Annotated in this window: 19 protein-coding genes; 12 read left to right on the plus strand and 7 right to left on the minus strand. The window is 71.2% G+C overall.

Annotated elements, in window-relative coordinates:
• Positions 1–160: 160 nt before the first annotated feature.
• Positions 161–586 carry a hypothetical protein gene (locus OV427_RS05200; RefSeq protein ID WP_267855003.1) on the plus strand — a complete coding sequence of 142 codons (426 nt, stop codon included), beginning with the start codon at positions 161–163 and terminating at the stop codon, positions 584–586.
• A 13-nt stretch (positions 587–599) separates the two neighbouring features.
• Here OV427_RS05200 and OV427_RS05205 read toward each other — a convergent pair whose 3' ends face one another.
• Entirely contained in the window at positions 600–1,670 is a 1,071-nt protein-coding gene (locus OV427_RS05205; protein ID WP_267855004.1) for an enoyl-CoA hydratase/isomerase family protein, read from the minus strand.
• An 83-nt stretch (positions 1,671–1,753) separates the two neighbouring features.
• Here OV427_RS05205 and OV427_RS05210 point away from each other — a divergent pair, with 83 nt between their 5' ends.
• The 7 genes from OV427_RS05210 (at position 1,754) to OV427_RS05240 (ending at position 8,314) form a co-directional block, all read left to right on the plus strand.
• On the plus strand, positions 1,754–2,440 hold the full coding sequence (locus tag OV427_RS05210; protein ID WP_267855005.1) for an HAD family hydrolase: 687 nt from the start codon (positions 1,754–1,756) through the stop codon (positions 2,438–2,440).
• A 67-nt stretch (positions 2,441–2,507) separates the two neighbouring features.
• Positions 2,508–3,047: a hypothetical protein gene (locus tag OV427_RS05215; protein WP_267855006.1), complete on the plus strand. Its 540-nt coding sequence runs from the start codon at positions 2,508–2,510 to the stop codon at positions 3,045–3,047.
• Positions 3,048–3,183: 136 nt separating this feature from the next.
• Complete coding sequence (locus OV427_RS05220) at positions 3,184–4,713, plus strand: NAD(P)-binding protein (protein WP_267855007.1); 1,530 nt, start codon at positions 3,184–3,186, stop codon at positions 4,711–4,713.
• Positions 4,714–4,817: 104 nt separating this feature from the next.
• On the plus strand, positions 4,818–5,009 hold the full coding sequence (gene rpmB, locus OV427_RS05225) for a 50S ribosomal protein L28 (protein ID WP_163996957.1): 192 nt from the start codon (positions 4,818–4,820) through the stop codon (positions 5,007–5,009).
• A 17-nt stretch (positions 5,010–5,026) separates the two neighbouring features.
• Positions 5,027–5,965 (plus strand): N-acetylmuramic acid 6-phosphate etherase, encoded by a 939-nt coding sequence (murQ, locus tag OV427_RS05230; protein ID WP_267855008.1) that lies wholly within the window; start codon positions 5,027–5,029, stop codon positions 5,963–5,965.
• A gap of 10 nt (positions 5,966–5,975) precedes the next feature.
• Positions 5,976–7,157, plus strand: coding sequence for an anhydro-N-acetylmuramic acid kinase (locus OV427_RS05235; RefSeq protein ID WP_267855009.1), 1,182 nt, complete (start codon positions 5,976–5,978; stop codon positions 7,155–7,157).
• Positions 7,154–8,314, plus strand: coding sequence for a GTP-binding protein (locus tag OV427_RS05240; protein ID WP_267855010.1), 1,161 nt, complete (start codon positions 7,154–7,156; stop codon positions 8,312–8,314). The genes OV427_RS05235 and OV427_RS05240 overlap by 4 nt, the downstream gene beginning before the upstream one ends.
• Positions 8,315–8,334: 20 nt before the next feature.
• Here the strand turns inward: OV427_RS05240 and OV427_RS05245 are convergent, their stop codons facing one another.
• Complete coding sequence (locus tag OV427_RS05245; RefSeq protein ID WP_267855011.1) at positions 8,335–9,420, minus strand: DUF4388 domain-containing protein; 1,086 nt, start codon at positions 9,418–9,420, stop codon at positions 8,335–8,337.
• A gap of 31 nt (positions 9,421–9,451) precedes the next feature.
• On the opposite strand from OV427_RS05245, the gene OV427_RS05250 reads away from it, so the two are divergent.
• From OV427_RS05250 to OV427_RS05260, 3 genes are all read left to right on the plus strand, one after another.
• Complete coding sequence (locus tag OV427_RS05250) at positions 9,452–10,387, plus strand: metalloenzyme (RefSeq protein ID WP_267855012.1); 936 nt, start codon at positions 9,452–9,454, stop codon at positions 10,385–10,387.
• 5 nt (positions 10,388–10,392) lie between these two features.
• Positions 10,393–11,316: a hypothetical protein gene (locus OV427_RS05255; RefSeq protein ID WP_267855013.1), complete on the plus strand. Its 924-nt coding sequence runs from the start codon at positions 10,393–10,395 to the stop codon at positions 11,314–11,316.
• Between the two features lie 129 nt (positions 11,317–11,445).
• A complete protein-coding gene (locus OV427_RS05260) occupies positions 11,446–13,305 on the plus strand; it encodes an ATP-binding protein (RefSeq protein ID WP_267855014.1) in 1,860 nt (619 codons plus the stop codon).
• A gap of 7 nt (positions 13,306–13,312) precedes the next feature.
• Here OV427_RS05260 and OV427_RS05265 read toward each other — a convergent pair whose 3' ends face one another.
• The 4 genes from OV427_RS05265 to OV427_RS05280 all read right to left on the minus strand — a co-directional run bounded on the left by OV427_RS05265 (position 13,313) and on the right by OV427_RS05280 (position 19,720).
• On the minus strand, positions 13,313–14,224 hold the full coding sequence (locus OV427_RS05265) for an OmpA family protein (protein ID WP_267855015.1): 912 nt from the start codon (positions 14,222–14,224) through the stop codon (positions 13,313–13,315).
• 171 nt (positions 14,225–14,395) lie between these two features.
• The gene (locus OV427_RS05270; protein ID WP_267863364.1) at positions 14,396–16,075 is read right to left on the minus strand and encodes a TldD/PmbA family protein; all 1,680 of its coding nucleotides are present in this window, start codon (positions 16,073–16,075) and stop codon (positions 14,396–14,398) included.
• A 181-nt stretch (positions 16,076–16,256) separates the two neighbouring features.
• The gene (locus tag OV427_RS05275) at positions 16,257–17,576 is read right to left on the minus strand and encodes a nucleotide sugar dehydrogenase (protein WP_324290052.1); all 1,320 of its coding nucleotides are present in this window, start codon (positions 17,574–17,576) and stop codon (positions 16,257–16,259) included.
• A 68-nt stretch (positions 17,577–17,644) separates the two neighbouring features.
• Positions 17,645–19,720, minus strand: a complete 2,076-nt coding sequence (locus OV427_RS05280; RefSeq protein WP_267855016.1) for an alginate lyase family protein — start codon at positions 19,718–19,720, stop codon at positions 17,645–17,647.
• Positions 19,721–19,996: 276 nt separating this feature from the next.
• Here OV427_RS05280 and OV427_RS05285 point away from each other — a divergent pair, with 276 nt between their 5' ends.
• Positions 19,997–20,956: a sensor histidine kinase gene (locus tag OV427_RS05285; protein WP_267855017.1), complete on the plus strand. Its 960-nt coding sequence runs from the start codon at positions 19,997–19,999 to the stop codon at positions 20,954–20,956.
• A 6-nt stretch (positions 20,957–20,962) separates the two neighbouring features.
• Here the strand turns inward: OV427_RS05285 and OV427_RS05290 are convergent, their stop codons facing one another.
• Entirely contained in the window at positions 20,963–23,503 is a 2,541-nt protein-coding gene (locus OV427_RS05290) for a hybrid sensor histidine kinase/response regulator (protein ID WP_267855018.1), read from the minus strand.
• Positions 23,504–23,505: the final 2 nt, after the last annotated feature.

Raw genomic sequence — 23,505 nt, forward strand, 5'->3', positions numbered from 1 at the left:
AGACATCCTCCGGACGGCGGCGCTGCCAGGGACCGCTCGTTCTCACAATCCGAGACATTCCCAGACATCGTTCAACGGGGGCTTCTTGCTTCGCCCTTGAATCACAGACAGGCTTCAACACTACAGCCCGGCTCAATGAGGCTGCCGTGGGGAGTCGCGAATGATTGATTTCAGATACGACCTGGTGAACGACATCGTCATCGCGAATGTTCAATGGACGCTGTGTACCCGGGAGGACGTGCTCGCCTGGCACCAGGAGTGGAGACACGGGCTCAAGCAATACACACTGGAGCGAAAACCAGACGTCATCATCGTGCTCGATGACTTTCATGTCCGGGACGAAGCCCTGTCCCTCTGGGGTGAGTACCGGGCCGACCTCACCAATAAATACATGGGTATCAACTACCGCGTCCGGGGGGATACCGCCGTGCGCGTCACCATCATCACCAGCGGCGTGCGCTTCAATGCCTCGACGGCCGAGGCCAACAGCGTGGAAGAGGCCGTCGAGTGCATCAAGGCCATCCGCCGCCGCGCCCAACTCTCACAGCGACGCGTCATGGCCTCCCTGGGCCTGGGCCTGGGGTGAGGGCCCCACGGCGCTACGCGCGGGGCGTCCAGTCGTCCCCGGCCAGCGGAGCGAAGCACGCCTCCACGTCCACGTCGGACACCTCGGACAGGGTGGCCGGCTGCCAGCGCGGCTTGTTGTCCTTGTCCACCAGCACCGCGCGGATGCCCTCACGGAAGTCCGCGCGGGCCGTCATCGACTGGCTCAGCCGGTACTCCACCCTCACCATCTCGTCGTAGTCGCGCGTGCGGCCCATGCGCAGTTGGTGCAGCGTCACCTTGAGGCTCATGGGGCACATGCGCATCAGCGTGGCCCAGGTCTCCTGGGCCCACGGCGTGCCCTCCATCTCGAGCGCCTGCAGGATGTCGTCCACCCGCTCGGCCGCGAAGCACCGGTCGATGCCGGCGTGCTGCACCGCCAGCGCGGACGTCCCGGGGTCCGCGTGGAAGCCCGCGAGCACGCGCTCCACCACCGCGCTCGCGGGGCCGCTTCCCCACTCCGCGCCGACCAGCGCCTCCAGCACCGCGTCCAGCCGCGCGGACTCCACGTGGTGCGTCGCATAGCCGAGCCACAGGGCATCCGCCGCGCTGACCCGCGCGCCCGTGAGCCCCAGGTACGTGCCCGACTCGCCGGGGAAGCGCGGGAGGAACCAGCCTCCGCCCACGTCGGGGAACAGGCCAATCGCCGTCTCGGGCATGGCCAGCACCAGCTTCTCGGTGACGACGCGGTACGCGCCGTGGATGGACAGCCCCAGCCCGCCGCCCATGCAGATGCCATCCACCAGCGCGATGAACGGCTTGCCGAAGTGGTGGATGCGGTGGTTCAGCGCGTACTCGGCGCGGAAGAACTCCCGCGAGAGACGCTCCCCGCCCGTCGCGGTGCCCACCGAGGCGGCGACCGCGCGCACGTCGCCTCCCGCGCAGAAGGCCCGCCCTCCCGCGCCCCGGATGACCACCGCCTTCACCGCCGGGTCCGCCGCCCAGACATCGAGCCGGGGGTGCAGCGCACGACACATCCCCAGGTCCAGCGCGTTCAGGGCCTTCGGACGGTTCAGCGTCACCACGCCCACCGCCCCCCGCATCTCCAGGAGCACGTCATCACTCATGCTCGGAGGGGATATCAGGCAGACGCCCGCCGTGCGCGGATTCCGTGGCCCACCGCGCGGTCGGAAGCGCTATGGGGGACAGCATGACTTCCTCCATGGCTCCCCTGCGCGCGGTCGTCTTCGACATGGACGGCACGCTCGTCGACAACATGGTGTTCCACAACCAGGCCTGGGTGGCGCTCGCCCGGAAGCTCGGGCTGTCGCTGACGGCCGACGACTTCCAGACGCACTTCGCGGGCAAGAAGAACGAGGAGATCCTCCCCGCGCTGCTGGGCCGGCCCCTGGACTCCGAGGAACTGCACCGGCTCGCCGAGGAGAAGGAGAATCACTACCGCACCCTCTACCGGCCCCACCTGCGGCTGCACCGTGGCGCGGAGGCGTTCATCGCCCGCCTGCGCGAGGCCCGTATCGCCACCGCCATCGCCACCGCCGCGCCGCAGGGGAATCGCGAATTGGTGCTCGACGGGCTCGGCATCCGCCCCCTGTTCAACCGCGTGGTGGGCGCCGAGGAGGTGACGCGTGGCAAGCCTTCGCCCGACATCTTCCTCGCCGCCGCGAAGGCGCTGGGGGTGGAGCCCTCGGCGTGCCTCGCGTTCGAGGACGCGGTGCTCGGCGTCATGTCCGCGAGGGACGCGGGCATGACGGTGGTGGGTATCACCACCGCGGCCCCCGCCGACCAATTGCGCGAGGCCGGTGCCGGGTGGACCGTCCCGGACTTCATGATGCTGCCGCCCGAGGTGGAGGCGCGCCTCTTCGGCGTCCGCGGTTGAGACCGCGTAGGCTCACGGGCTCGGCAAGGCGCCCTCTCACGGACACCTCACGACAAGGCCCACCCGCATGAGCATCCTCCGACGGCTGCTGACCTCCCCGCCGAAGCCCATCCTGCTGGCCCTGACGGTGGCGGCGGGCCTCGGCGGCCTCCTCATCGGCGGGCAGATGTCGGTCCGGGGCGGTGACATCCTCGCCCTCGAGCTCGTCTGGACGCCCGAGCGGGCCCGGGCGCTGCTCGACTCCTGGGGCCCGGTGAAGAGCTCGGCCGCGTGGGACTCGGTGGTCCTCGACTTCGCGTTCATCCCGGCCTACGCGGCGCTGCTGATGGGGCTGGTGCTGCTCGTCGCGCGTGGGAGCAGCGCCCGGCTCCAGCGGCTGGGACTGGGGCTCGCGCTCTTGCCCTGGGTGGCGGGGCTGTTCGACGTCGTGGAGAACCTCTGCCTCCTGCGCATCCTCGACGTCCCCATCAGCCGGCTTCCCAGTGCGTCCCTGACCGTCACGGCGGGGGTGTGCGCCACGCTCAAGTTCGCCCTCCTCATCGCGTGCACGCTCTACGTGCTCTGGGGCGGGGCCGCCTGGGCCGTGGGGCGCATCCGGGGGAGATAGTCGCCGGCCCCTCGGGGGGCGCCCCGTGCGCCCTGGTAGGTACCGGGCACACGCGCCCGGGGTCCGACCGCACCGGTGCGGCTCCATGCGCCAAAAGGGCGCCAGCGGCGAGCGCGTTGTGTAGTGTTGCGCGCCCATGGCGACGTCCTCAGCCAAACTCAAGCTTCCTTCGGGCCCGTCCCGGCACGTGTATGACGTCATCGTGCTCGGCAGTCAGCTGGGCGGTGCGCTCGCGGCCGCGCTTCTCGCGAAGCGCAACCACCGCGTCCTGCTGGTGGAGCACGACGGCATGGGCCCCGGCTACGAGCACGAAGGCTACGTGCTCCCCTACGCCCCGTTCGTCGCGCCCCCGCTGAAGACGATGCCCGTGGTGGAGGAGGCCCTCACCGAGCTGGGCCTCACCGCCACCGTGCAGCGCTCCCTGCGGCCCCACGCCCCGGAGCTGCAGCTGCTCCTCCCGAAGAACCGCATGGACCTGCACGCCGACGCCGCCCGCCGCAAGGCGGAGGCCACGCGCGAGCTGGGCGAAGAGGGAGAGGCGCTCCTGGGCGCCCTGGCCGGCGCCGCCGCCCAGCACGAGTCCACCGACGCCTTCTTCAAGGAAGTGCCCGCCCTGCCCCCGGACGGCTTCTTCGAGAAGTGGGGCCTGAACAAGCTCATCAAGGCCCACCCCGGCCTGGACGCCCCGCCCCGTCTGGCCGGGGACTCCCCCGCGCAGAAGCTGGTGCGAGGGCTGCTGCCCTTCGTCAGCCACCTGGAGACCCCCGAGTCACCGCTGGCCCGCTCGCGCACCCTCTCCCAGGTGCTGTCGTCCCCCTCCACCTTCAACGGCGGCCGCGAGGGCATGCGCGAGCTGCTCACCCGGCGCGTCATGGAGCTGGGCGGCGACGTGCTCGGCCGCGACAGCCCGGCGGGCTTCATCGTCGAGGAGCTCACCTTCGACGGCAGCAAGTTCGCGGGCATGAAGCTGTTGCGCTCGGATACCGTGTACCGGGCCGCGTGCCTCGTGGCGGCCACGGACGCCGGCGCGCTGCGGCGGCTGGTGACGGACAAGAAGCACAACCGCGGCCTGCTGGAGCACCTGGACCAGTCCTCCACGAAGTCCCTCCTCTTCACCGTGAACTGGGTGGTACCGGAGGCGGCCCTGCCGCGCGGCCTGGGCGAGCTGGCCCTGGTGGACACCGGGGACCAGGAGCTGGGCCCGCTGCTGGTGCAGGTGCACCAGGCGCGCACCGCCCCGGGCCCCGGCGGCAAGGAGGGCAAGGAGGTGGAGGGGCTGCGCGTGGTGTGCGTGGGCGCCTTCGTCCCCGCCTCGTACCGCGACCTCGGCGAGGAGCACCTCCAGGGTGTCGCCAACCGCATCGACGAGCACCTGGACGCGCTGATGCCCTTCACCGCGCAGCACCGCCTGCTGCGCTCGGCGCCCTACCTGGATGCCGGAGGAGTGCGCGGCAGCCGGCTCATGCCCCATCCGCTCTACAGCTTCGAGTCGGAAGCCTTCCTGGGTGTCACGGGTTTGAGCCAGCGCACGCCGGCGAAGAACATCCTCCTCGCCGGGCGTGAGGTGCTCCCCGGCCTCGGACTGGAGGGCGAACTGCTCGCCGGAATCCGGTCGGCGCGGATGGTTCAGGACATGTTGAAGAAGAAGGATCCGCTCAAGGGCTGATCCTCCGGCGGTATGGGCTGGATTTCCTGCGCGGCTTCTGGCAGGTTCCGCCGCTCTTTTAATGGCAGGCGTCCGACGCCCCAGTTTTCAAGGAGTTAGAAGTCATGGCGTGGAAGTGTGACATCTGTGGGAAGCGTCCGCTGGTGGGTAACAACGTCAGCCACGCGAACAACAAGACCAAGAAGCGCACCCTCCCGAACCTCCAGAAGGTTCGCGCGAATGTCGAGGGGACCACCACGCGCGTGCTGGCGTGCACCCGCTGCATCAAGGCGGGCAAGGTGACCAAGGCCGCCTGAGGCCTGGGCGCTCGAGGGTGGGCACGTCACGCGCCTCACCGCCGTTACTGCCCCCCACCGAGCGGCTTCATCCCCGCGCGGACGACCTGGATCTGCTTTCCATCAGGTCGGTCGTCCGCCGGTTGCATGACGAAGACCTGACCGCCGTCCGTGCGGTTCGTGCCGCGCTTCCTGCCATCTCGGAAGCGGCGCGGGCCGTCGCGGATGCGTTGCGGACAGGAGGCCGGCTCCTCTACGTCGGGGCCGGTACCAGCGGGCGGCTCGGCGTGCTGGACGCGAGCGAGTGCCCACCCACCTTCGGAGTCCCTCCGTCCCAGGTCCGCGCCGCCATCGCCGGTGGCCGCCGGGCGCTGACACATGCCGTGGAGGGCGCCGAGGACGACCTCGCCGCCGGAGCCACCGCGGTGCGCGCCTTCCGGGCGGGCCCGAAGGACGTGGTGTGCGGCATCTCCGCCAGTGCCTCCACGCCGTACGTCCTGGGCGCGCTGCGCGAGGCGAAGCAGCGCGGCGCCCATACGGTGCTGGTGTGCTGCAACCCTCCCGGCCCCAGGGTCAACGCCGTGGACACGGTGGTGCTGGCGCGCACGGGGCCGGAGTTGGTGGCGGGCTCCACCCGGCTGAAGGCCGGCACCGCGACGAAGCTCATCCTCAACGCGGTGACGACGGCGGCCTTCGTCTCCCTGGGCAAGGTGTACCGGGGGCGCATGGTGGACGTGCGCCCGGCCAACGCAAAGCTGCGCACGCGCGCGGCGCGCATGGTGGCGGAGTTGACGGACCTGCCCGCGGCCCGGGCCTCGAAGCTGCTGCGAGCCGCCGGTGGCGAGGTGAAGCTGGCGCTGGCCATGCACTTCACGGGACTGGACGCCGGGGCGGCCCGGAAGCGGCTCCAAACGGAGGGCCTGCGTGCCCTGTCGCCGGGCGGGCGGAGGGGCTCGAAGCCCCGGAAGCCCCGGTGAGGAGCGGGGCGTGGCCCCCGGGGCTTACACTCCCGGTATGCGCCTGCACCCACCCCTCTCCGACGCGCGCCAGCCCCGCCTCTGCGTGGGCCTGCTGTCCGGCACCAGCGTGGACGCCGTGGAGGCGGCCCTGTGCGAGGTGACGGGGACGGGTGAGGACGTGCGGCTGAAGCTCCTGGCCCATGTGTCCGTGCCCTTCCCTCGCGAGTTGGTGACGCGGGTGCTGGGGCCGCAGGACGCGGGCTCGCTGAGCCGGCTCAACTTCGAACTGGCCGAGCACTTCGCGGACGCCGCCCGGCAGGTCATGGCGCGCGCCGGGGTGTCACCAGAGCAGGTGGCCGCCATCGGCTCGCACGGCCAGACGATGGCGCACGTGCCGCCGGGCGCGGACGGGACGCCCTCCACCCTGCAGATTGGCGAGCCCGCCGTCATCGCCGAGCGCACCGGCGTGCCCGTCATCAGCGACTTCCGCACGCGGGACGTGGCCGCCGGAGGCCATGGCGCGCCGCTGGTGCCCTACCTCGACTGGGCCGTCTTCCGCGGCCGCGGCGCCCCGCGCGCCCTCCTCAACCTCGGCGGCATCGGCAATGTCAGCGTCGTCGGCGCGCGGCTCGAGGACACCGTCGCCTTCGATACCGGCCCCGGCAACATGGTGCTGGACGGGCTGGCCCGGCATGTCACACAGGGGCGGCTGACCTGCGACCTGGACGGCACCCTGTCACGGCGGGGCCACGTGATTCCGGAGGTGCTCGCGGAACTGCTGGCGCACCCCTTCCTGGCCCTGCCCCCGCCCCGGAGCGCCGGTCGCGAGAGCTTCGGCGCGGTGCTGGTGGACCGGCTCTGGGCGCGGCACGCGCAGCGGCCCTACGACTTGATGGCCACGGCGCTGGAGCTCACCGTGGAGAGCATCGCCCGGGCCTGCGAGACGTGGCTCCTCCCGCGCTTCCCGGGGATGGAGGGGATGTATGCCTCGGGGGGAGGAACGCGGAATCCGGCGCTGATGGAGCGGCTTCGCGCCCGGCTGGCTCCCCTGCCCGTCCACATGCTGGAAGCTCTCGGTTTCCCGGAAGGGGCGAAGGAGGCAGCCCTCTTCGCCCTCCTGGCGGCCGAGCACCTGGTGGGGACGGCGGCGAATGTTCCGTCCGCAACTGGCGCGAGGCGTCGAGTCGTTCTAGGTAAGCTGACACCGTGAGCAGCGTGAACCTGATGGCCCGCGAGGTGGCCGCGAAGATTGTCTTCTACGGGCCTGGCCTGTCGGGGAAGACGACCACCTTGCGGAAGATCTACGAGACGGTCCGCCCCGCGCACCGTGGCGAGATGATGTCCATCGCCACGGAGGGAGACCGGACCCTCTTCTTCGACTTCCTCCCCGTGAAGGTGGAGCGCGTGGGCGACTGCTCCGTGCGGCTCGCGCTCTACACCGTGCCGGGCCAGGTCTTCTACAACGCCACCCGCAAGCTGGTGCTCCAGGGCGCCGACGGCGTGGTGTTCGTGGCGGACTCGCAGCCGGAGGCGATGGACGCCAACCGCGAGTCCCTCGCCAACCTGGAGGAGAACCTCTTCGAGCACGGCATCCGCCTGGACCGCTTCCCGCTGGTGATGCAGTGGAACAAGCGGGATTTGGAAGGCGTGCTGCCGGTGGAAGAGCTCCGCAAGGAGCTCAACCCGCGCGGCGTGCCCGAGTTCGAGACCGCCGCCGCCAACGGGCGCGGGGTGCTGGACACGCTGAAGGCGATTACGCGGCTGGTCATCAAGGACCTGCGCTCCAAGCGCATCGTTCCGCCGCCGCGCCCCGCGGCTCCGGCCGGAGGGCCGCAGCCCGCGGGCCTGGAGGCGCAGCTCACCCAGCACCTTCAAAACCGGCAGCAGCCGCAGCACCCCGGGCAGCCGCAGCACCCGTCCATGGCCTTCGGCGGAGGCCCCGCGCCCGCCCTGGCCCCGACGCCGGTGCCGCGCGTGGCGCCCGTGGCCGTGGCGGCGCCGCGAATCGAACCGGCCTCCGTCGTCGCGCCCCAGACGGGCCCGAAGCTCCTGGGCGCGGCGAGCGCACTGGCCTCGGGGGACATGTTCGACCATGCCCGCGCCGCCGAGGCCGCGTTCATGTCGGGCGACTACACGACGTGCGTCACCGCGTGCACGGACGCCATCCGTCGCGCGCTGGCCTACGCCGGTGAGGGCCCGCTGGCGCAGCAGGCGTTCCTGCTCCGCGTGGACGGGGCGGACCTGCTCCGGTTCCAGGGGATGGCCACGCAGCAGCACATCCGCGTGGATGATGCCGCCTTCGCCCTCTACGTGCTGATGCAGGTGTTCGTCCGGCTCAACGCCGTGGGGCTGCCGAACGCGGAGTAGCGCGCCTCCGCGCTGAAGTCTCAGCGCGGATACGTGAGCCGCAGCAGCCCCATCCGCAAGAGCTTCGCCAGCGTCTTGAGCGTCTCCAATTCGCGCGCGGGGCTCGCCAGTACGAGCGTGGACACGTCCCACGTCCCGCTCACGAGCCCGACAATCTGCCGCTCCTCCGGCTTGAGCATGGAGAAGCCCTGCGGGTCATGCATCAGCACCGGCACCACCAGCGGCGGCATGTCCGTATAGAGCGCCGCCACGTGCTCGCGCTGCACCAGCCGGGCGAACTCGCGCACGCGCCGGTCCGCGGGGTCGCTGGCCAGCAGGGACGCGCAGACGATGCCCGCCGCGTCGAACTGGCCCTCGCGCATCAGCACCGCGCCCTTCTCCAGCATCTCCGCCACCGGGTCCGCCTCCACCTGCGGCGCCCCGTCCACCTCCACCAGCTTCGCCCGCAGCAACTCGTACACCCGCCGCGTCGCCGACGAGCGCGACACGCCCATCGACAGACGCAGCCGCCCCAGGTTCTGCGGTGACGAGCACAGCCCCAGGATGAGCCGGTGCATCAGCGGCTGGCTCGCGCTCGGCGGCGCCAGCGCCTTCACGCTCAACGCATCAATCGGCAGCGCCTTGTCCACGTCCGGCTGCTCATCCACCCAGCGCAGCGACTCGAAGAGCAGCTCGCGGATGCTCATGTCCGACGGCACCCAGTCCTCGCCCGAGCGGTCCGCGTCCTCCGTCCAGTGGAACGTGCCCCGCGCGGCGATGGTCAGGTCCGTCATCGCCGCGAACAATTCCTCGCGGCCCAGGTCCCGAATCCACCGCGCCTGCAGGCCATGCGAGTCGAACGCCGCATCCACGTCCGGGTTGCGCGCCAGTTCGTCGAAGGCCGCCAGCACCTTCGTCCCCGACGCCAGCTTCCCCAGTGTGAGGAGCCTCGCCACCCTCCCCCGAAGTCCCTCGGAGGCCGTGGCACTGACCTGCCCGGAGAGCACGAAGAGCTTCCGCTCGCCGGCCTCCCAGGAGAGCTGGAGCGTTCCCGTCTTGCGGGAGCCGTCCAACCATTGAAGGAACTCGGGAAGCGGATAGCTGAAGAGGTCGCCGTGGAGGGCCATGCTGTCAGGTTCGAGGATACAGTCGACTTCAGTGCGCGTCGCGGTCCTGTTCATCGATGGCGTGGGCATCGGCCGGAAGGACCCGGCCATCAACCCGCTTGCCCACCGGGACCACCTGCTTTCCTGCTTCCAGGACGCCCCGGGCCCCTCGCTCCCCGAGGGCGGCCGTTACATCCCCGTGGACACCACCTTCGGCGTGGCCGGCCGGCCGCAGTCGGCCTCCAATCAGACGGCCATCCTCACCGGAGACCCCGCCCCCGCCCTGCTCGGCAGCCACGTCCTCGGCTACCCCAACGCCCCCCTGCGTGGGCTGATGGCGGACCGCTCCATCGTGAAGCGCCTGGGGGCCGCCGGCCGCACCGCCACCTTCGCCAACGCCTACCCCGCCCCGTACCTGGACGCGATGGGCGTGCCCCGCCGCGAGAGCACCTCGCCGCCCGAGTTCACCATCGCCCCCGAGGCCCGGCGCAAGGTGAAGCCCTCCGCCGCCAAGCTGGCCTTCACCGCCGGCGGCGTACTCCTGCGGACACTGGACGACGCGCGCGCCGGGGACGGCCTCACCCCCGACATCACCGGCGCCGCCGCCCGCGCCCACGGCCTGTCCGTGCCCGAGCGCACGCCCGAGGAGGCCGCCCACGTCTTCTGGCACGTCGCCTCCGGCGCGGACTTCACCTACTTCGAACACTATCTGGCGGATGAGGCCGGACATGCCCAGGACCTGACAGCCGCCCTGTCCGCGCTGGACACCTTCGACGCCTTCGCCCGGGCCGTGGTGGCCACCCGCCCGGCGGACGCTCGCGTGCTCGTCTGTAGTGACCACGGCAATGTGGAGGACCTCTCCACGCGAGGCCACACCCTCCACCTCGTGCCCGTGCTCTACTTCGGGCCTCCCGCGCCGGAGGTGGAGGCCTTCTCCACCGTGGCCGACGTGGGGCGCGCGGTGCTGCGCTGGCTCGGGGCGGAGTGAGACACGTGAAGCGGGGAAGGACGCAGCGCGGGTGGAGTCCCGGCCGGGTGGCGGCGCTGCTCGTCGCCGGCTGGCTCACGGGCTGCGCCAGCACCCGCAGCACCAGCGTGCCCGCCGAGGCCCCCTCCACCCAGGCTGACGGCAACGTGGCCATGAAGACGCCCACCGCCGGCGCCCGCATCGAAGTCGAGTACCGCGAGAAGGACACCACCGCCGCCAGCCAGGTGCGGCTCGCCGTGGAGCGCGCCCTCCCGAAGCTGGCCCGCTGGGGCACCTTCGACGACTCCGTCACCATCGTCGTCCACCCCAACCACGCCGCCCTCGAGCGCGCCGCCAACCGCTCCGGCTACGACTTCCTCCGCGCCTGGGCCCGCTACGAGCAGATAGAGCTCCAGAGCCCCAGCACCTGGACGCTGCTCGGCGCCAGCCAGTCCCAGGTGGACGAGCTGCTGCTGCACGAGCTCACCCACAGCCTCATGTACCAGGTGGCCTCCGACCGGATGGGTTGGACGCGCAAGGGCATCCCCCTCTGGTTCCGCGAGGGCATGGCCTCGTACACCGCCGAGCAGGGCTACCGCGTCCCCAGCCTGGATGATTTGGAGCGCTACTGGCGCACCCACCCCACCGCGGACCCGCTGTCCCAGGCGGACACGCTGTACCAGGGCGAGAGCGACATCGTGTACGCCGCCGCCCACCACGCCTTCACCTTCCTGGTGCGCCGCTACGGCGAGCCCACCGTGCGCGGCGTCCTCCACGCCATGAGCCGCGGCCCCGACTTCTCCACCGCCTTCGCCGAGGCCGTGGGCCTGAAGCCCGAACTCTTCCTCCAGGATTTCCGGAACTACGTCCGCTGGCGCGGCTTCAAGGGCGGCCGGAAGCTCGCCCCCCAGCGCCCGGCCCCCTCCGCCCCGCCTCCCACCGCCCCCTGAGTTTTCGGCCGCTTGCACTTTTTAAAAGTGCACACTGGATGCACCTAACAAGTTAATGACATTATTCTCGCCGCGTTGGAATCCGGGTGACACTTGGGGAAGTGCCGCCCGGACCCGAGGGGTGAGTTCATGGTCGAGCAGCCAGGCGCACGGCAGGACGCGTCCAGCGAGGTCTCTGAATCGCGGACACTGCTGGAGCGCCTCCAGCAGTCGGAGGCGGTTCTGGAGCGCCTGTGCGCGCCGGACGCCTCCGGCGTGGGTGAGGAGGCCCACCTCGCCCTGCGGCGGGAGGTGGACGCGCTCCGGCAGATGCGCGGCGAGCTGGGGCTGCTGCTGGAGCGCAGCGCGCTGATCGCCGACACCACCCACCGGCTGCTCAACCTTCCGCCCGAGGAGATGGAGTCGGGCATCCGCGCCGCGCTCGAGTTGCTCGGCCAGCACGTGCGCGCACAGCGCTGCTACGTGGGCCTGCTGTCCGAGGACGCGGCCCAGGTGACGGACGCGTACGAGTGGTGCGCGCCGGGCACGGAGCCCTTTGGCCTGGAGGGCTTCCGCGGCGGCTCCACCGCCGACCTCTCGTGGACGATGCAACAGTTCCAGGCGGGCCGGACGGTGACTGTCTCGGACCCGTCCATGCTCCCGCCCGAGGCCGCCGCCGACCGTGGCGCCTTCGCCGCGAGGCGCGTGCGCGCCTACGTCAACGCGCCCCTGTCGCTCGGGGGCCGGCTCGTCGGGTGGATGGGCTTCGACTCGGTGGGCGCGCCCCGCAACTGGACGCCGGAGGAGCTGCACCTGCTGGGGCTGACGGGCAGCGCGCTGGTGACGGCGCTGGAGCGCAAGCGGCGCGACGCGCTGCTGCTCCAGGAGAAGGAGGGGGAGCAGCGTGCCCGCTCGCTGGGCATCATCGCCGCGGGGCTCGCGCACGAAATCAACAACCCGCTCGCGTACACGACGGGCAACCTGGAGTTCCTGAAGCAGCAGCTGCCCTCTCCCCAGACGCCGGACGGCGTGGACGAGTGCCACCAGGTGCTGGACGAGGCGCTGGAGGGCGCGCGGCGCATCCGGCGCATCGTCGCGGACCTCGGGGCCTTCTCGCGCGGGGACACCGGCGAGGAAGAGGCGGTGGACCTCAAGGCCGTCGTCGAGAGCACCCTGCGCATGGCCGCCAACCAGCTCCGCCACCGCGCGCAGGTGGTGCGCGAGTACGACGCGGAGCTTCCCCGCGTGCGCGGCACCACGACGAAGCTGGGCCAGGTGGTGCTCAACCTCGTGCTCAACGCGGCGCAGGCCATCCCCGAGGGGCGCTACTCGGAGAACCGGCTCACCGTTTCGCTGCGCAGCTCGGTGGCGGGGGTGGTGCTCGCCATCACCGACACGGGCCGCGGCATTGCCCCGGAGGTGCTTCCCCGCATCTTCGACCCCTTCTTCACCACGCGCCGCATGGGTGGGGGCATGGGCCTGGGCCTGGCCATCTGCCGGGACATCGTCAACGCGCTGGGCGGCGGGATGATGGTGAGCAGCGAGCCCGGCCAGGGCACCACCGTGGAGGTGCGCCTGCCGCGCCTCGAGCTCGCCCCGACGAAGGACGCTGTCGAGGAGCGGGTGCCGCCGTCCAGCGGCCGGCGCGTGCTGGCGGTGGACGACGAGCCGCGTGTGCTGGACCTGCTGCGCCGGATGCTGCGCGGGCACGAGCTGGTCACCGCCGCCAATGGCCGCGAGGCCCTGGAGTGGCTGCGCACCGACCGCGCCTTCGACCTCATCCTCTGCGACTTGATGATGCCGGAGCTGACCGGCATCGACGTGTACAAGGCCGTCCGTGAGTCCTGGCCGGGCCTGCACGAGCGCATCGCCTTCATCACCGGCGGCGTCTTCACTCCCGACACGCAGCGCTTCGTCGAGCAGGTGGGAAACCCGCTGCTCACCAAGCCCTTCCAGCCCGCGCACGTCCACGGCCTGCTCGCCGCCTCTGGCGCGCGCTTCCAGAACTGAAGCCGCCTCAGGGGCCCGACGGCTCCGCGACCAGCTCCACGCGGCGGCTCTTCGCGAAGCACTCGGGCGAGTGCTCCGTGCACGGCGGCCGTGCATCTCCCTGCGACTCCAGCACCAGCCGCGCGCCCTCCACGCCAAGAGACAAGAGGTACGCGGCCACGGACTGCGCGCGGCCCTGGCCCAGCGACGCGTTGACGGACTCGAGCCCGCTCGCGTCGGCGTGCCCTTGCAGGCGCACGCGCAGCGCCGGCTGCTGGAGCAGGCACGCCGCCGAGCGCCGCAGCACGGCCTCCGCCTCGGGGCTGAGCCGCGAGTCGAAGTGACGGAAGAAGACGGGCTCGAGCGCGCACGAGGCGGACACCTCCGCGCGAGCCAGGGACTCGGGCACGCGGCGCCGGGCCTCGGCGAGCACCTCGTCCACCGCGCGCAGGGCGGCGGCCTCCGCGAGCGGCAGGTTCTCCACCGGCCCGTATTCGATTCCCACCACGGCCTCTCGCGGCAGGCCCGCGAGCACGAAGGCCGGGCGCTGCTGCCACTGCACCGTGACGCCCTCGCGCGCGAAGGAGGTGGAGGTGATTCGCACCACCTCGCCGGGGCGCGCGTCCAGCGTGACGCGGCCGCGCATCACGAAGCGGTAGCCGTCTACGTAGGAGAAGACCGGCGAGCGCCCCTCATACACCGCTCGCACGTCCAGCTCGTGCATGCCGGGCGCGAGCGGCGACCGCCCACCTTCCGCCTGCGCTGCCAGGGGCTGGCCATCCAGCACGTACTCCACCGAGCGCAGCTCGAAGCCCCCTTCCGTCCCCAACCGGTCCTCATGGCCCAGCTCCAGCGAGGCCGGCACGGAGGACGCGGGCTGGGCGACCGCGGCAGTGGCCACGGTGAGCACGAGCAGCGCGAGGAAGCGGACGGAGCGCATCGCCTTCATGAGACGCAAGTCACGGGGGCACAAGCAAGTGCCCCCGAGCGCAGGTACGGCCACACCACCCGCCAGGGCGGAGGACGCCCCCAAGCGCAGGTGCGGGCACACCGTGAGCCCGCTGGAGGACGACCCCTCCACCGGAGCCACGGCCACGCCCGCGCACGGAAACTACGGTGAGACCTTCTGCACCGCCGGCTCCTTCAGGGCCGCGGGGCTGGCGAGGATGGGCGGACGGTCCTTGCCCTCCATGGCCCGCTGCAGCTCCATCTCCTGGAGGAGAATCGCGGGCGCCACGGTGGACACCGGCACGTTGCCGCTCTCCGCGCCGCAGAAGCCGTTGAAGATGCCCTGCTTCTGCCCGGACGCGAGGATGCGGTTCACCGCCGACAGCGGCGTGCCGACGATTTCCACGCCGCGCACCAGCGACTCCTGGCCCGTCTTCACGTCCACCCGGTACACCATGCGCGGCACGCCCTTGAAGGCCTGGTAGCCGTAGTTGGACGTATTGGTGTTGCCCCCGGTGATGTCGCGGATGATGAGGCCATAGGGCTTGCCCTGCCGCTTCGCCTCGTTGATGAGCAGCTTCTTCAGCTCCGCGTCGCTCACCGCCTTCGTGCTGTCCACGATGAGGTTCGCCATGCGCGCCACGGGCTTCAGCGTGCCCTGGCTGCGCCCGTGCCCGTTGGACTGGAGGAACCCTTCCGCGGGCCGGCGTCCCAGCAGGTAATTGCGCAGCACGCCCTTCTCCACCAGCGTCACGCGCTGCCCCTTCACGCCTTCTTCGTCGAACTGGTAGTAGCCGTTGAGCGGCTCCCCGTTGAGCACCTTCAGCGACGGGTCGTCGTGGATGGAGAGGAACGTGGGCAGCACCGCCTTGCCCACCTGGCCCTTGAACGTCTTGCCCTCGTTGTCCCCGTCCTGCCTGTCGCCCTCCAGCCGGTGCCCCACCGCCTCGTGGAAGAGCACGCCGGAGGCCTCGGGCGCGAGGATGGCCGGGCCCGTGTACGGGTCGATGGCCGGCGCCGCGCGCAGCGCGAGCAGCTCCTCGATGACCTTCGCCGCCGCCTCGCGCACCTTCGCGTCGTCCGGCAGCCCCACCTCCGTGGGCGAGTAGAAGTCGCGCGAGTCGTCCAAGAGCTGCCCGTCCGGCGCCCGCGTCACCGCGGAGACGTGCAGGCCGTACAGCACCTCCTCGGAGATGATGCGGCTGCCCTCGGTGGACACGAACAGCCGCGTCACCTTGTCCGCGGTGACGCGCACCTCCGAGTCGAACAACTCCGGGTGGGCGTTGAACAGGCCGGACACCTCGCGCGACAGCTTCACCCAGCGCTCCCGGTTGAACGGGGCGGGCACGGCTGGCTGCACGAGGGTGCTCGGCTTCTCCTTCGTGAAGGACGGAGGCCGCTTCGGGTCCTCCACCGAGTAGACGTCCTCGCCCTTCTTCTTCAGGTACTGGAAGAGCGCCGACTTGTACTTCTCGTCGGTGATGAGCCACAGCGCGGTGCGCAGCGCCAGCGGCGAGTCATCCAGCGGCCCTTCCTTGCGCGAGATGTAGCTGGTGCCCTTGGTGGAGAAGCTGAACTCGAAGCCCTCCGGCACGGAGCTGTCGAAGTCGTAGCTGCCCACCCGCACGTCGACATACAGCTTCCGCTCACGGTAGCTGTCGTCCATGAAGATGGCGCCATAGCGCGCCGCGACAGCGGTCTGCTCGTAGTCCTTGAGCTGATAGCTCATGAAGTACGGCGGCTCATGGCTCTGCATCTTCAATTGCTGCTGGTTGCGCGCCAGCTCGCTCGCCATGGCGTCGAGCAGCGTCACGCGGGCATCCGGCGCGGGCGCCGCCGCCATCAGCACCGCCGAGGCCACCAGCAGGGGGAGTACGGGACGAAGGAAGGTTCGCACCTCCCCACTCTATCCAACCCCTGACACAACACGAGCAGGTCCTCGCCTCCAGACGCCCCTCCCGACGTCCGGCAGGCGAGGACCCTTGCCCGGAGGGTCGGTATCCGGGCAACTCCTCGTCAGAAGCTCAGGCCTTCGTCACCTTCTCGCGGCCCTTGCTGACGTTCTTCGTCGCGTTGCGGGTGTCGATGACGATGTTCGCGTTCGCCACCACCGCGCTGTAGTCGATGTTCGAGTGGTCCGTGAGGATGAGGACCGCGTCGTACTCGCCGAGCTTCTCGGTGTTCAGCGGCACCGACTTCATCTCCATGTTGAAGCCATGGCCCTTGTGGAGCTCGGGGACGTACGGGTCGTGGTACTCGAGCTCCGCGCCCTTCTCCTTGAGCAGGGTCATGATGCGCAGAGACGGACTCTCGCGCATGTCGTCGATGTCCTTCTTGTACGCCGCGCCGATGCAGAGGACCCTGGCGCCGTTGAGCGTCTTCTTGTTGTTGTTGAGCGCCTCCATGGTGCGCTGCACCACGTAGTAGGGCATCTGCCAGTTCACCTCGCCGGCCAGCTCGATGAACTTGGTGTGGAACTCGAACTCGCGCGCCTTCCACGTCAGGTAGAACGGGTCGATGGGGATGCAGTGCCCACCGAGGCCGGGGCCCGGGAAGAAGGGCATGAAGCCGAAGGGCTTGGTGCTGGCGGCCTGGATGACCTCCCACACGTCCACGTTCATGCGGTCGCAGAGCATCTTCATCTCGTTGACCATGGCGATGTTGACGCAGCGGAAGATGTTCTCCAGCAGCTTGGACAGCTCCGCCACGCGGGTGGAGGAGACCGGCACCACTTCCTTCAGCGCGCTGCCGTAGAGGGCGCAGGCCACCTCGGCGCACTCGGGAGAGTAGCCGCCGACGATCTTCGGAATCGTCTTGGTGTTGAAGTTCTTGTTGCCCGGATCTTCACGCTCGGGGCTGAAGGCCAGGTAGAAGTCCACGCCCGCCTTGAGGCCGTTCTTCTCGAGCAGGGGCTTGAGCACTTCCTCGGTCGTCCCAGGGTAGGTGGTGGACTCGAGGATGAAGAGCTGGCCGCGGCGCACGTACGGAGCCAGGGCCTCACCCGTCTGGATGATGTAGCTCATGTCCGGCTCGCGCGAGGCCGTGAGCGGCGTCGGGACGCAGATGATGACGCAGTCCATGTCCTTCGACTTCGCGAAGTCCGACGTCGCCTTCAGCTTGCCCGACTTGCTCAGCTCCGCCAGCGGCGCGCTGGGGATGTGCTTGATGTAGCTCTCGCCCTTTTCAATCTTGTCGATCTTCCGCTTGTCGATGTCGAGCCCCATCACCGGGAAGCCCGCCTCGGCGAAAGCCATGCCCAGCGGAAGACCGACGTAACCCAGACCCACGACCCCGACCTTCGCGTCCCGCGCCTTGATGCGATCCAGCAGCGGGCTGCCAACCATCACCCTCATCGTCCTCACCTCTCCTGATGCGACGTGCCGTCAATGACGGTCACGCCCCGACCCAACACTCACCTGAAGACAACCACCCATCTCAGCCACACCGGAGGAGTCACCTGCCCCCGGAACTCCACCGCCAGCGCCGACACCACCCGGCCATACCCTGGCGAATACCGCGACGGCGCCAGCTTCAGCGCCAGACCCTTCTCCACCACCACCCACGCGTGGGGAGCCCCTTGTGGGCCCAGCTCCACCGCGAGCGACTCGAACTCGACCGGCCCTTCCGCCACCCGGCACGCGCGGGCCAGCACTTGCACATCCGGCGCCACCATCCGCGCCTGCTCGTCCGGCAGGTGGAACCGGCCGACCACGTCGTGCCGGCCCATGCCAATGAACCTGTCGCGCCCCGACAACGCGCGCTCGAACCTGTCGAGCCGGAACGTGCGCTCGATGCCCACCGGCGCCGGCAGCATGCGGTAGCCGTCGTGGCGGACCAGCAGCCTGTCCACGGTGCCCCCGGGAAGGAAGGCCACCACGCGAGCCCGCGCCTCTTCCGGCAGCGCGAACAGCCGCGCCGGGTCGACGGTGGACTGCTCCGCGCCATCCACCTGCACCGTGTTGTGCGCCGAAGTGCCGCGGAACCAGTTCCGCGTGGCCGGGTCTCGCGTGTACGTGCCCGTGCCCGGATCCACGATGACGGGACGCCCGTCGAGGTGGAGCTCGAAAGAAAGTTTGTCGTTGTGGCTGTGGCCCCCGACTCCGCCCTGCCCCTGCTTGCCCGCGCAGACAGTGATAACGGCACCCGCGCCGCGCAAGATGTGAAAACCACCTTCCGGAAAACTCACCGACACCGGCGCGGGCGCGACGGGAAGCGCGCGGAAGCGCTCCACGCCCGCACGGCCCAGCAGCCACGCCGCCTCGTCCGGAAGCTCGCCACCGCCCAGGCCGGCGTCGCCGAAGAGCGCCGCGCCCAGTCCCACCAGGTAGCCGTGCGCGTTGTCCTCGCGCTCACACAGCGGGAAGACGCGGCCGGAGTCGTTGTCACCAATCTGCGGCGCCAGCCCCTGCTCCGAGCACCACGCGCGCATGGCGTGGAACATGCGGCGCAGCCGTGACTCGTACGCCGGCCCCAGCGGCACGCCCGCGCCTCGCGCCGCGAGGTACGCCAGGGCGAACAGCTCCACCGAGAGCCGGTGATAGGGAATGGAGCCCTCGAAGGACGTGCCCTCGAGGTGCACCTGCGCCACCATCTGCTCGCGCAGGCCCCCCACCGCGAGCGCCACCTGCTGCGGCGCGCCCGGCAGCTCCGGGAAGAGCAGCCCCACCACCAGCAGTCCCACGTAGTTCGAGACCAGGTGGTTGTTGGGCACCGCGCCCTTGTCCTCGAGGTGGGCCTCCACCCACGCGGTGTGCTCGGCGAGCGCGCCCAGCACCGGCACCAGGAACTCCGGCCGGCGCACCTGGGGCGCGTCGGAGAACATGGCCAGCGCCTGCGCGAGGTTCGCCGCGCGCAGGGCAATCTCCATGGCGCACGTCCAGTGGACGCCCATGCCCACGGGGTTGGCCTGCAGGAAGTCCAGCGTCTGCGCCACGAAGGCGGTGGCGAAGCGCGAGCGCTCCTCGCGCGTCGTCGAAATCCAATACCCCTGCGCCAGCGCCACCGCGCTGTCGAGCCGGCCCATCACCCACGGGTACTTCGGGTCCTTCCCCGTCGAGTGCAGCGGCATCCGCTCCACCGGCTCCACCGGATAGCGGTGGCCGCTGATGGGGTCCAGGGACCAGTCCACCGGACGGCCCTCACCAAAAGACAAACGCGTGCCGAAGAGGTCCCACTCCTGACGGAGCGCGGCGTGCGCGTGGGCCCGGGCGCGCTCGGTGGCACCAGGCAGCGCGGCGAGCGCCTCGAGCACCGAGGCCCGATGAGAGATTTCGCACCAGATGCGCGAGGAGCGCTGGCCCAGGGCCAGGTCCGCCAGCTCGTCGGCGCCCGTCGCGCCGAAGGCCTGGAGGAGCTGGACCTCGTCGGCGCGCTCTCGCCGGCGATACAGCGCCTGCCTGGCCACGCCTTGAACCCGCCGCACCGCGCTCCGCGCAAGCCCTGCCGGGGCCAGTCGTGCGATCGCCGCGTAGTAGTCGAGAGTCCCCATCCGTCCCTTCCGCCGCCCGTCGCGATGCCTGTTAGCAAACGCCCGGCCAGTGGGTACTTCCGAGGAGTTGAAGGGGTTTGCGCGATCACCCTGCCCCCAAGGGCAGTAAAAATTCGGGAGGAACAGGGTGCAGCGTGGGTAAAGGATTTCCGATCCACGCCCTTCCGCTTCTCAAGGTGGGCAGTGTTGCGTCCCGGCCGCACCATGCCCATACCTTGGCGCGTGCTGGCGGGTGCTTGGAGTGGGCGGCGCGTCGGGGACAACCCCGACGCAAGGGTGGAGAGGGTGCTCGCGGCGGTGGCCGAGCGGGCGCTGCGGTGTGGCACGCGCGCGGGGCTGGAGGCCCTGGTGCGCGAGGCACTGCGGCTGACCGGCGCGTCCGGGGCGGCTCTCTATGATGGGCGCACGTGTGTCGCGAGGGCCGGCCGTGCCGCCCCCGCGAGGGCGTGTGCCACGACGGCGCGGCGGCAGGCGCTGGTGGTGTGGCCCGAGCCTCTCGGTGCCACGGACCAGGAGGTGATTGCCCGGCTCGCGCGCTTCGGGGGCTCATTGATGGCCGCGTACGCGCGGGAGGTGGACGCGGGAGCGCGGCAGGCGCGGCTGCTGGAAGCCAAGCAGCGGCTGGAACGCGCGGTGTCCCAGGCGGAGCGGCGGCGCTCCCGGGCGTCGCACGATTTGCGCACGCCGCTGATGGTGATGAAGGGCTACGTGGAGATGATGGTGAAGGGCACCGCGGGCCCGCTGACGCCAGCCATGCAGCGCTACCTGGACCGGATGCAGCGCGTGGCGAACGACCAGGGCGCCCTCATCGAGCGGCGACTGGCGAAGGGGGTGGACGAGGGCGTGGACGACCTTCGTCCGCTCCTGCGCTCCGCCTTCCTCTCGTCGGCGCGCGGAGGCCGTGCGGCGGACGTGACGATGACGCTGCCGGACCGGCCCGTGGCGCTGAAGGGCCCGAGGACCTCGGTGGACCTGCTGGTGCGCACGCTGGCGCGGGCCGTGGCGGCGTCCGGCGCGGCGGTGACGGTACGCGTGGAGCCCGCGGAAGACCCGGACATGTGGCGGCTGCGCGTGGACGCGCGCGGAGGCAGGGCGCTGCCGGAGAAGACGGCGGCCGTGCTGCGGCACCTCGCACAGCGGCTGCGCGGTGGGCTGTCACTGCCCACCGTGGACGAAGACGGGCTCGTGGTGCACCTGCCCGCGGACGACACCGTGCCCGCGGCGCACGGTGGGTGAGCCACGTCAGGAGGCGGGCAGGAGCTGCCGCACCAACTCCAGCAGCTTCCCGCGTTCCACCTCGCGCTTGACGAGGTAGCCGTCCGCGCCCGCCTCCAGGCCCGCGGCCCGGTCCTCCGGGCTGTCGAGCGAGGTGACGAGGATGACGGGCGTGCGGTGCAGCGTCGGGTGCGCCTTGATGCGCCGGGCCAGCCCCACGCCGTCCAGCCGGGGCATCTGCCAGTCACTCACCACGAGCTGGCAGGGCGAGCGCTCCAGCACGCCCCACGCCTCCTCGCCATCCGCCGCCGTCACCACCGGATAGCCGGCGATTTCGAGCAGCGACTTCATGGCGAAGCGCGTGGTGAGCGCGTCGTCGCACACCAGGATGCGAGGCCGCGTGGCCTGCGTCCCCGGCGAGGAGCGCGTCTCCGGCCGGGCCGCCCGCACCAGCTCCGTCGCGTTGAGCACCGGCACCACGCGGCCGTCGTCCAGCACCGCCGCGCCCGCCAGGTGCCGCACGCCCTGCACGTGCCGCCCGAGCGAGCGGACGACGATTTCCTGCTGCCCCACCACCTCGTCGATGGCGAACAGCACCTTGTCGTCGCCCACGGACAGGAGCGCCGCCGTCTGCAGCTTCCCCGTGTCCAGCGCCATGGGCAGCCGCGGCAGGCCGATGGACTCCGCCAGCGGCAGGAAGGTGAGCTGCTCGCCATCCACGCGCGCCACCACGCGGCCCGCCACCGTGCCCACGTCCTGGGGCGACAGGCGCAGCACGCGCTTCACGCTGTCGGAGGGAATCGCGGACACCGTCGTGCCCGTGCGCACCAGCAGCCCCAGCGCCGCGGCCAGCGTCAGCGGCAGGTCCACCGTGAAGCGCGTCCCCTTCCCCGCCGTGAAGTCCACGTCCACCGAGCCCTGCAGCCGCTGTGCGGTGGCCTGCACCACGTCCAGCCCCACGCCTCGCCCGGAGGTGGCCGTCACCTGCTCGCGCGTGGAGAAGCCGGGCTGGAACACCAACCGCGCCGCCTGCGCATCCGTCAGCTTCTCAGCGGCCTCCGCGGTGAGCAGCCCCCGGCGCACCGCCGTGGACCGCACCCGCTCCGGAGACAGGCCCGCGCCGTCGTCCTCCACCACCACCGCGATGCGCGTGCCCCGGGGCTCCACCCGCACCCACAGCCGCCCCGTCTCCGACTTGCCCGCCGCGCGGCGATCCGCCGTGGACTCGAGCCCGTGGTCGATGGCGTTGCGCACCAGGTGCAGCAGCGGGTCCTTCAGCGCGTCGAGGATGCGCCGGTCCAACCGCACGTCCCCGCCCACCAGGTCCAGCGACACGTCCTTGTTCAGCCGCGCGGATACCTCGCGCACCGTGCGCCGCAGCGGCTCCAGCACCGTCGACGCCGGCACCATGCGCAAGTCCCGTAGGTCATCGCGCGCCACCTGCACCACCAGCGAGAGCTGCTCGCCGTCGCGGTGCGACTCCTTCGTCAGCTCCAGCAGGCGCTTCTGCAGCCCCCGCATCAGCGTCACGCCCGAGCGCAGCGGCTCCAGCGCCGGCCCGCCGCCCGCCATGGTGAGCTGCGACGACGCGCGCTCCAGGTGCAGCAGCACCTCGTGCATGCCGTCCATCAGCACGCGGTGCGCCTCGCCGCGCCGGGTCTGCTGCGCCCGGCCCGCCATCAGCAGCTCCACCTGCAGCGCGAGCGACTCCAGCGTCTTCACCGACACGCGCACCGTGCGGTCCGCCGCGCCGCCCACCGCCTGCGAGGCCCCGGCCGCCGCCTGCACGCCCGAGCCCTCCGCCGACGCGGGCGTCGGCACCGAGCGCAGCGCCTCCACGGCGCGCTCCACCGCGCCCGCGCCGCCCGAGGCCTCCAGCGCGGCCCGCAGGTCCACCAGCGTGCCCGCCACGTCGGACGCGGCCATGCCCGCGGCGTCGCCGCCGGGCTCCATGCGCGTGAAGGCCAGCGCCGCGGCCTCCGCCAGCGAGGCCACCTTCTCCGCCCCGGACTCCTCGGCCGTGCCCCTCAGCGCGCGCGCCCGCTCCACCGCCGTGCGCACCACCGCCGCGCGGTCCGGCACGTCCGGCGAGCACAGCGCGCCCAGCGCCGCCTCCAGCGACTCCAGCGCGTCCAGCCCCTTCGCCACGCCGCTCGCGCCACCCGCGGGCGCCGTCACCGCGCCCTCGCGTCCCAGTGCCGACAGCACCGCGCCCAGCCCGTCCACCACGGGCGCCTGGCCCGCGTCGCCGCGGCCCATGGCGGTCTCAATCGCGGACAGGCCGCGCAGCATGGACTCCACCGCGTCGCGCGGCAGCCGCTCCTCCGGCTTGAAGGTGGAGAGCCCGTCCTCGATGGCGTGCACCACCTGTTCGATGTCGTCCAACCCCAGGCTGGCCGCCGAGCCCTTGAGGCTGTGCACCAGGCGCTTGAGGGACGGCAGCAGGTCCGCCTCACGCTCCTGCGCGGGGCCCTCCAGGCCCAGCACCTTCGACCCGATGGCCTGGATCTGCTCGCGCGTCTCCGCGGAGAACACCGGCCAGATGCTGCGCAAGAGCTGTGCGTCCATGG

Origin of the sequence: Pyxidicoccus sp. MSG2, assembly GCF_026626705.1 — a bacterium.
GTDB lineage: Bacteria > Myxococcota > Myxococcia > Myxococcales > Myxococcaceae > Myxococcus.

Coding starts and splice junctions, on each gene's coding strand:
- OV427_RS05200 (WP_267855003.1), top strand. CDS start 161: ATGATTGATTTCAGATACGACCTGGTGAACGACATCGTCATCGCGAAT.
- OV427_RS05205 (WP_267855004.1), bottom strand. CDS start 1,670: ATGAGTGATGACGTGCTCCTGGAGATGCGGGGGGCGGTGGGCGTGGTG.
- OV427_RS05210 (WP_267855005.1), top strand. CDS start 1,754: ATGACTTCCTCCATGGCTCCCCTGCGCGCGGTCGTCTTCGACATGGAC.
- OV427_RS05215 (WP_267855006.1), top strand. CDS start 2,508: ATGAGCATCCTCCGACGGCTGCTGACCTCCCCGCCGAAGCCCATCCTG.
- OV427_RS05220 (WP_267855007.1), top strand. CDS start 3,184: ATGGCGACGTCCTCAGCCAAACTCAAGCTTCCTTCGGGCCCGTCCCGG.
- rpmB (WP_163996957.1), top strand. CDS start 4,818: ATGGCGTGGAAGTGTGACATCTGTGGGAAGCGTCCGCTGGTGGGTAAC.
- OV427_RS05245 (WP_267855011.1), bottom strand. CDS start 9,420: ATGGCCCTCCACGGCGACCTCTTCAGCTATCCGCTTCCCGAGTTCCTT.
- OV427_RS05260 (WP_267855014.1), top strand. CDS start 11,446: ATGGTCGAGCAGCCAGGCGCACGGCAGGACGCGTCCAGCGAGGTCTCT.
- OV427_RS05265 (WP_267855015.1), bottom strand. CDS start 14,224: ATGCGCTCCGTCCGCTTCCTCGCGCTGCTCGTGCTCACCGTGGCCACT.
- OV427_RS05270 (WP_267863364.1), bottom strand. CDS start 16,075: ATGGCGGCGGCGCCCGCGCCGGATGCCCGCGTGACGCTGCTCGACGCC.
- OV427_RS05275 (WP_324290052.1), bottom strand. CDS start 17,576: ATGGTTGGCAGCCCGCTGCTGGATCGCATCAAGGCGCGGGACGCGAAG.
- OV427_RS05280 (WP_267855016.1), bottom strand. CDS start 19,720: ATGGGGACTCTCGACTACTACGCGGCGATCGCACGACTGGCCCCGGCA.
- OV427_RS05290 (WP_267855018.1), bottom strand. CDS start 23,503: ATGGACGCACAGCTCTTGCGCAGCATCTGGCCGGTGTTCTCCGCGGAG.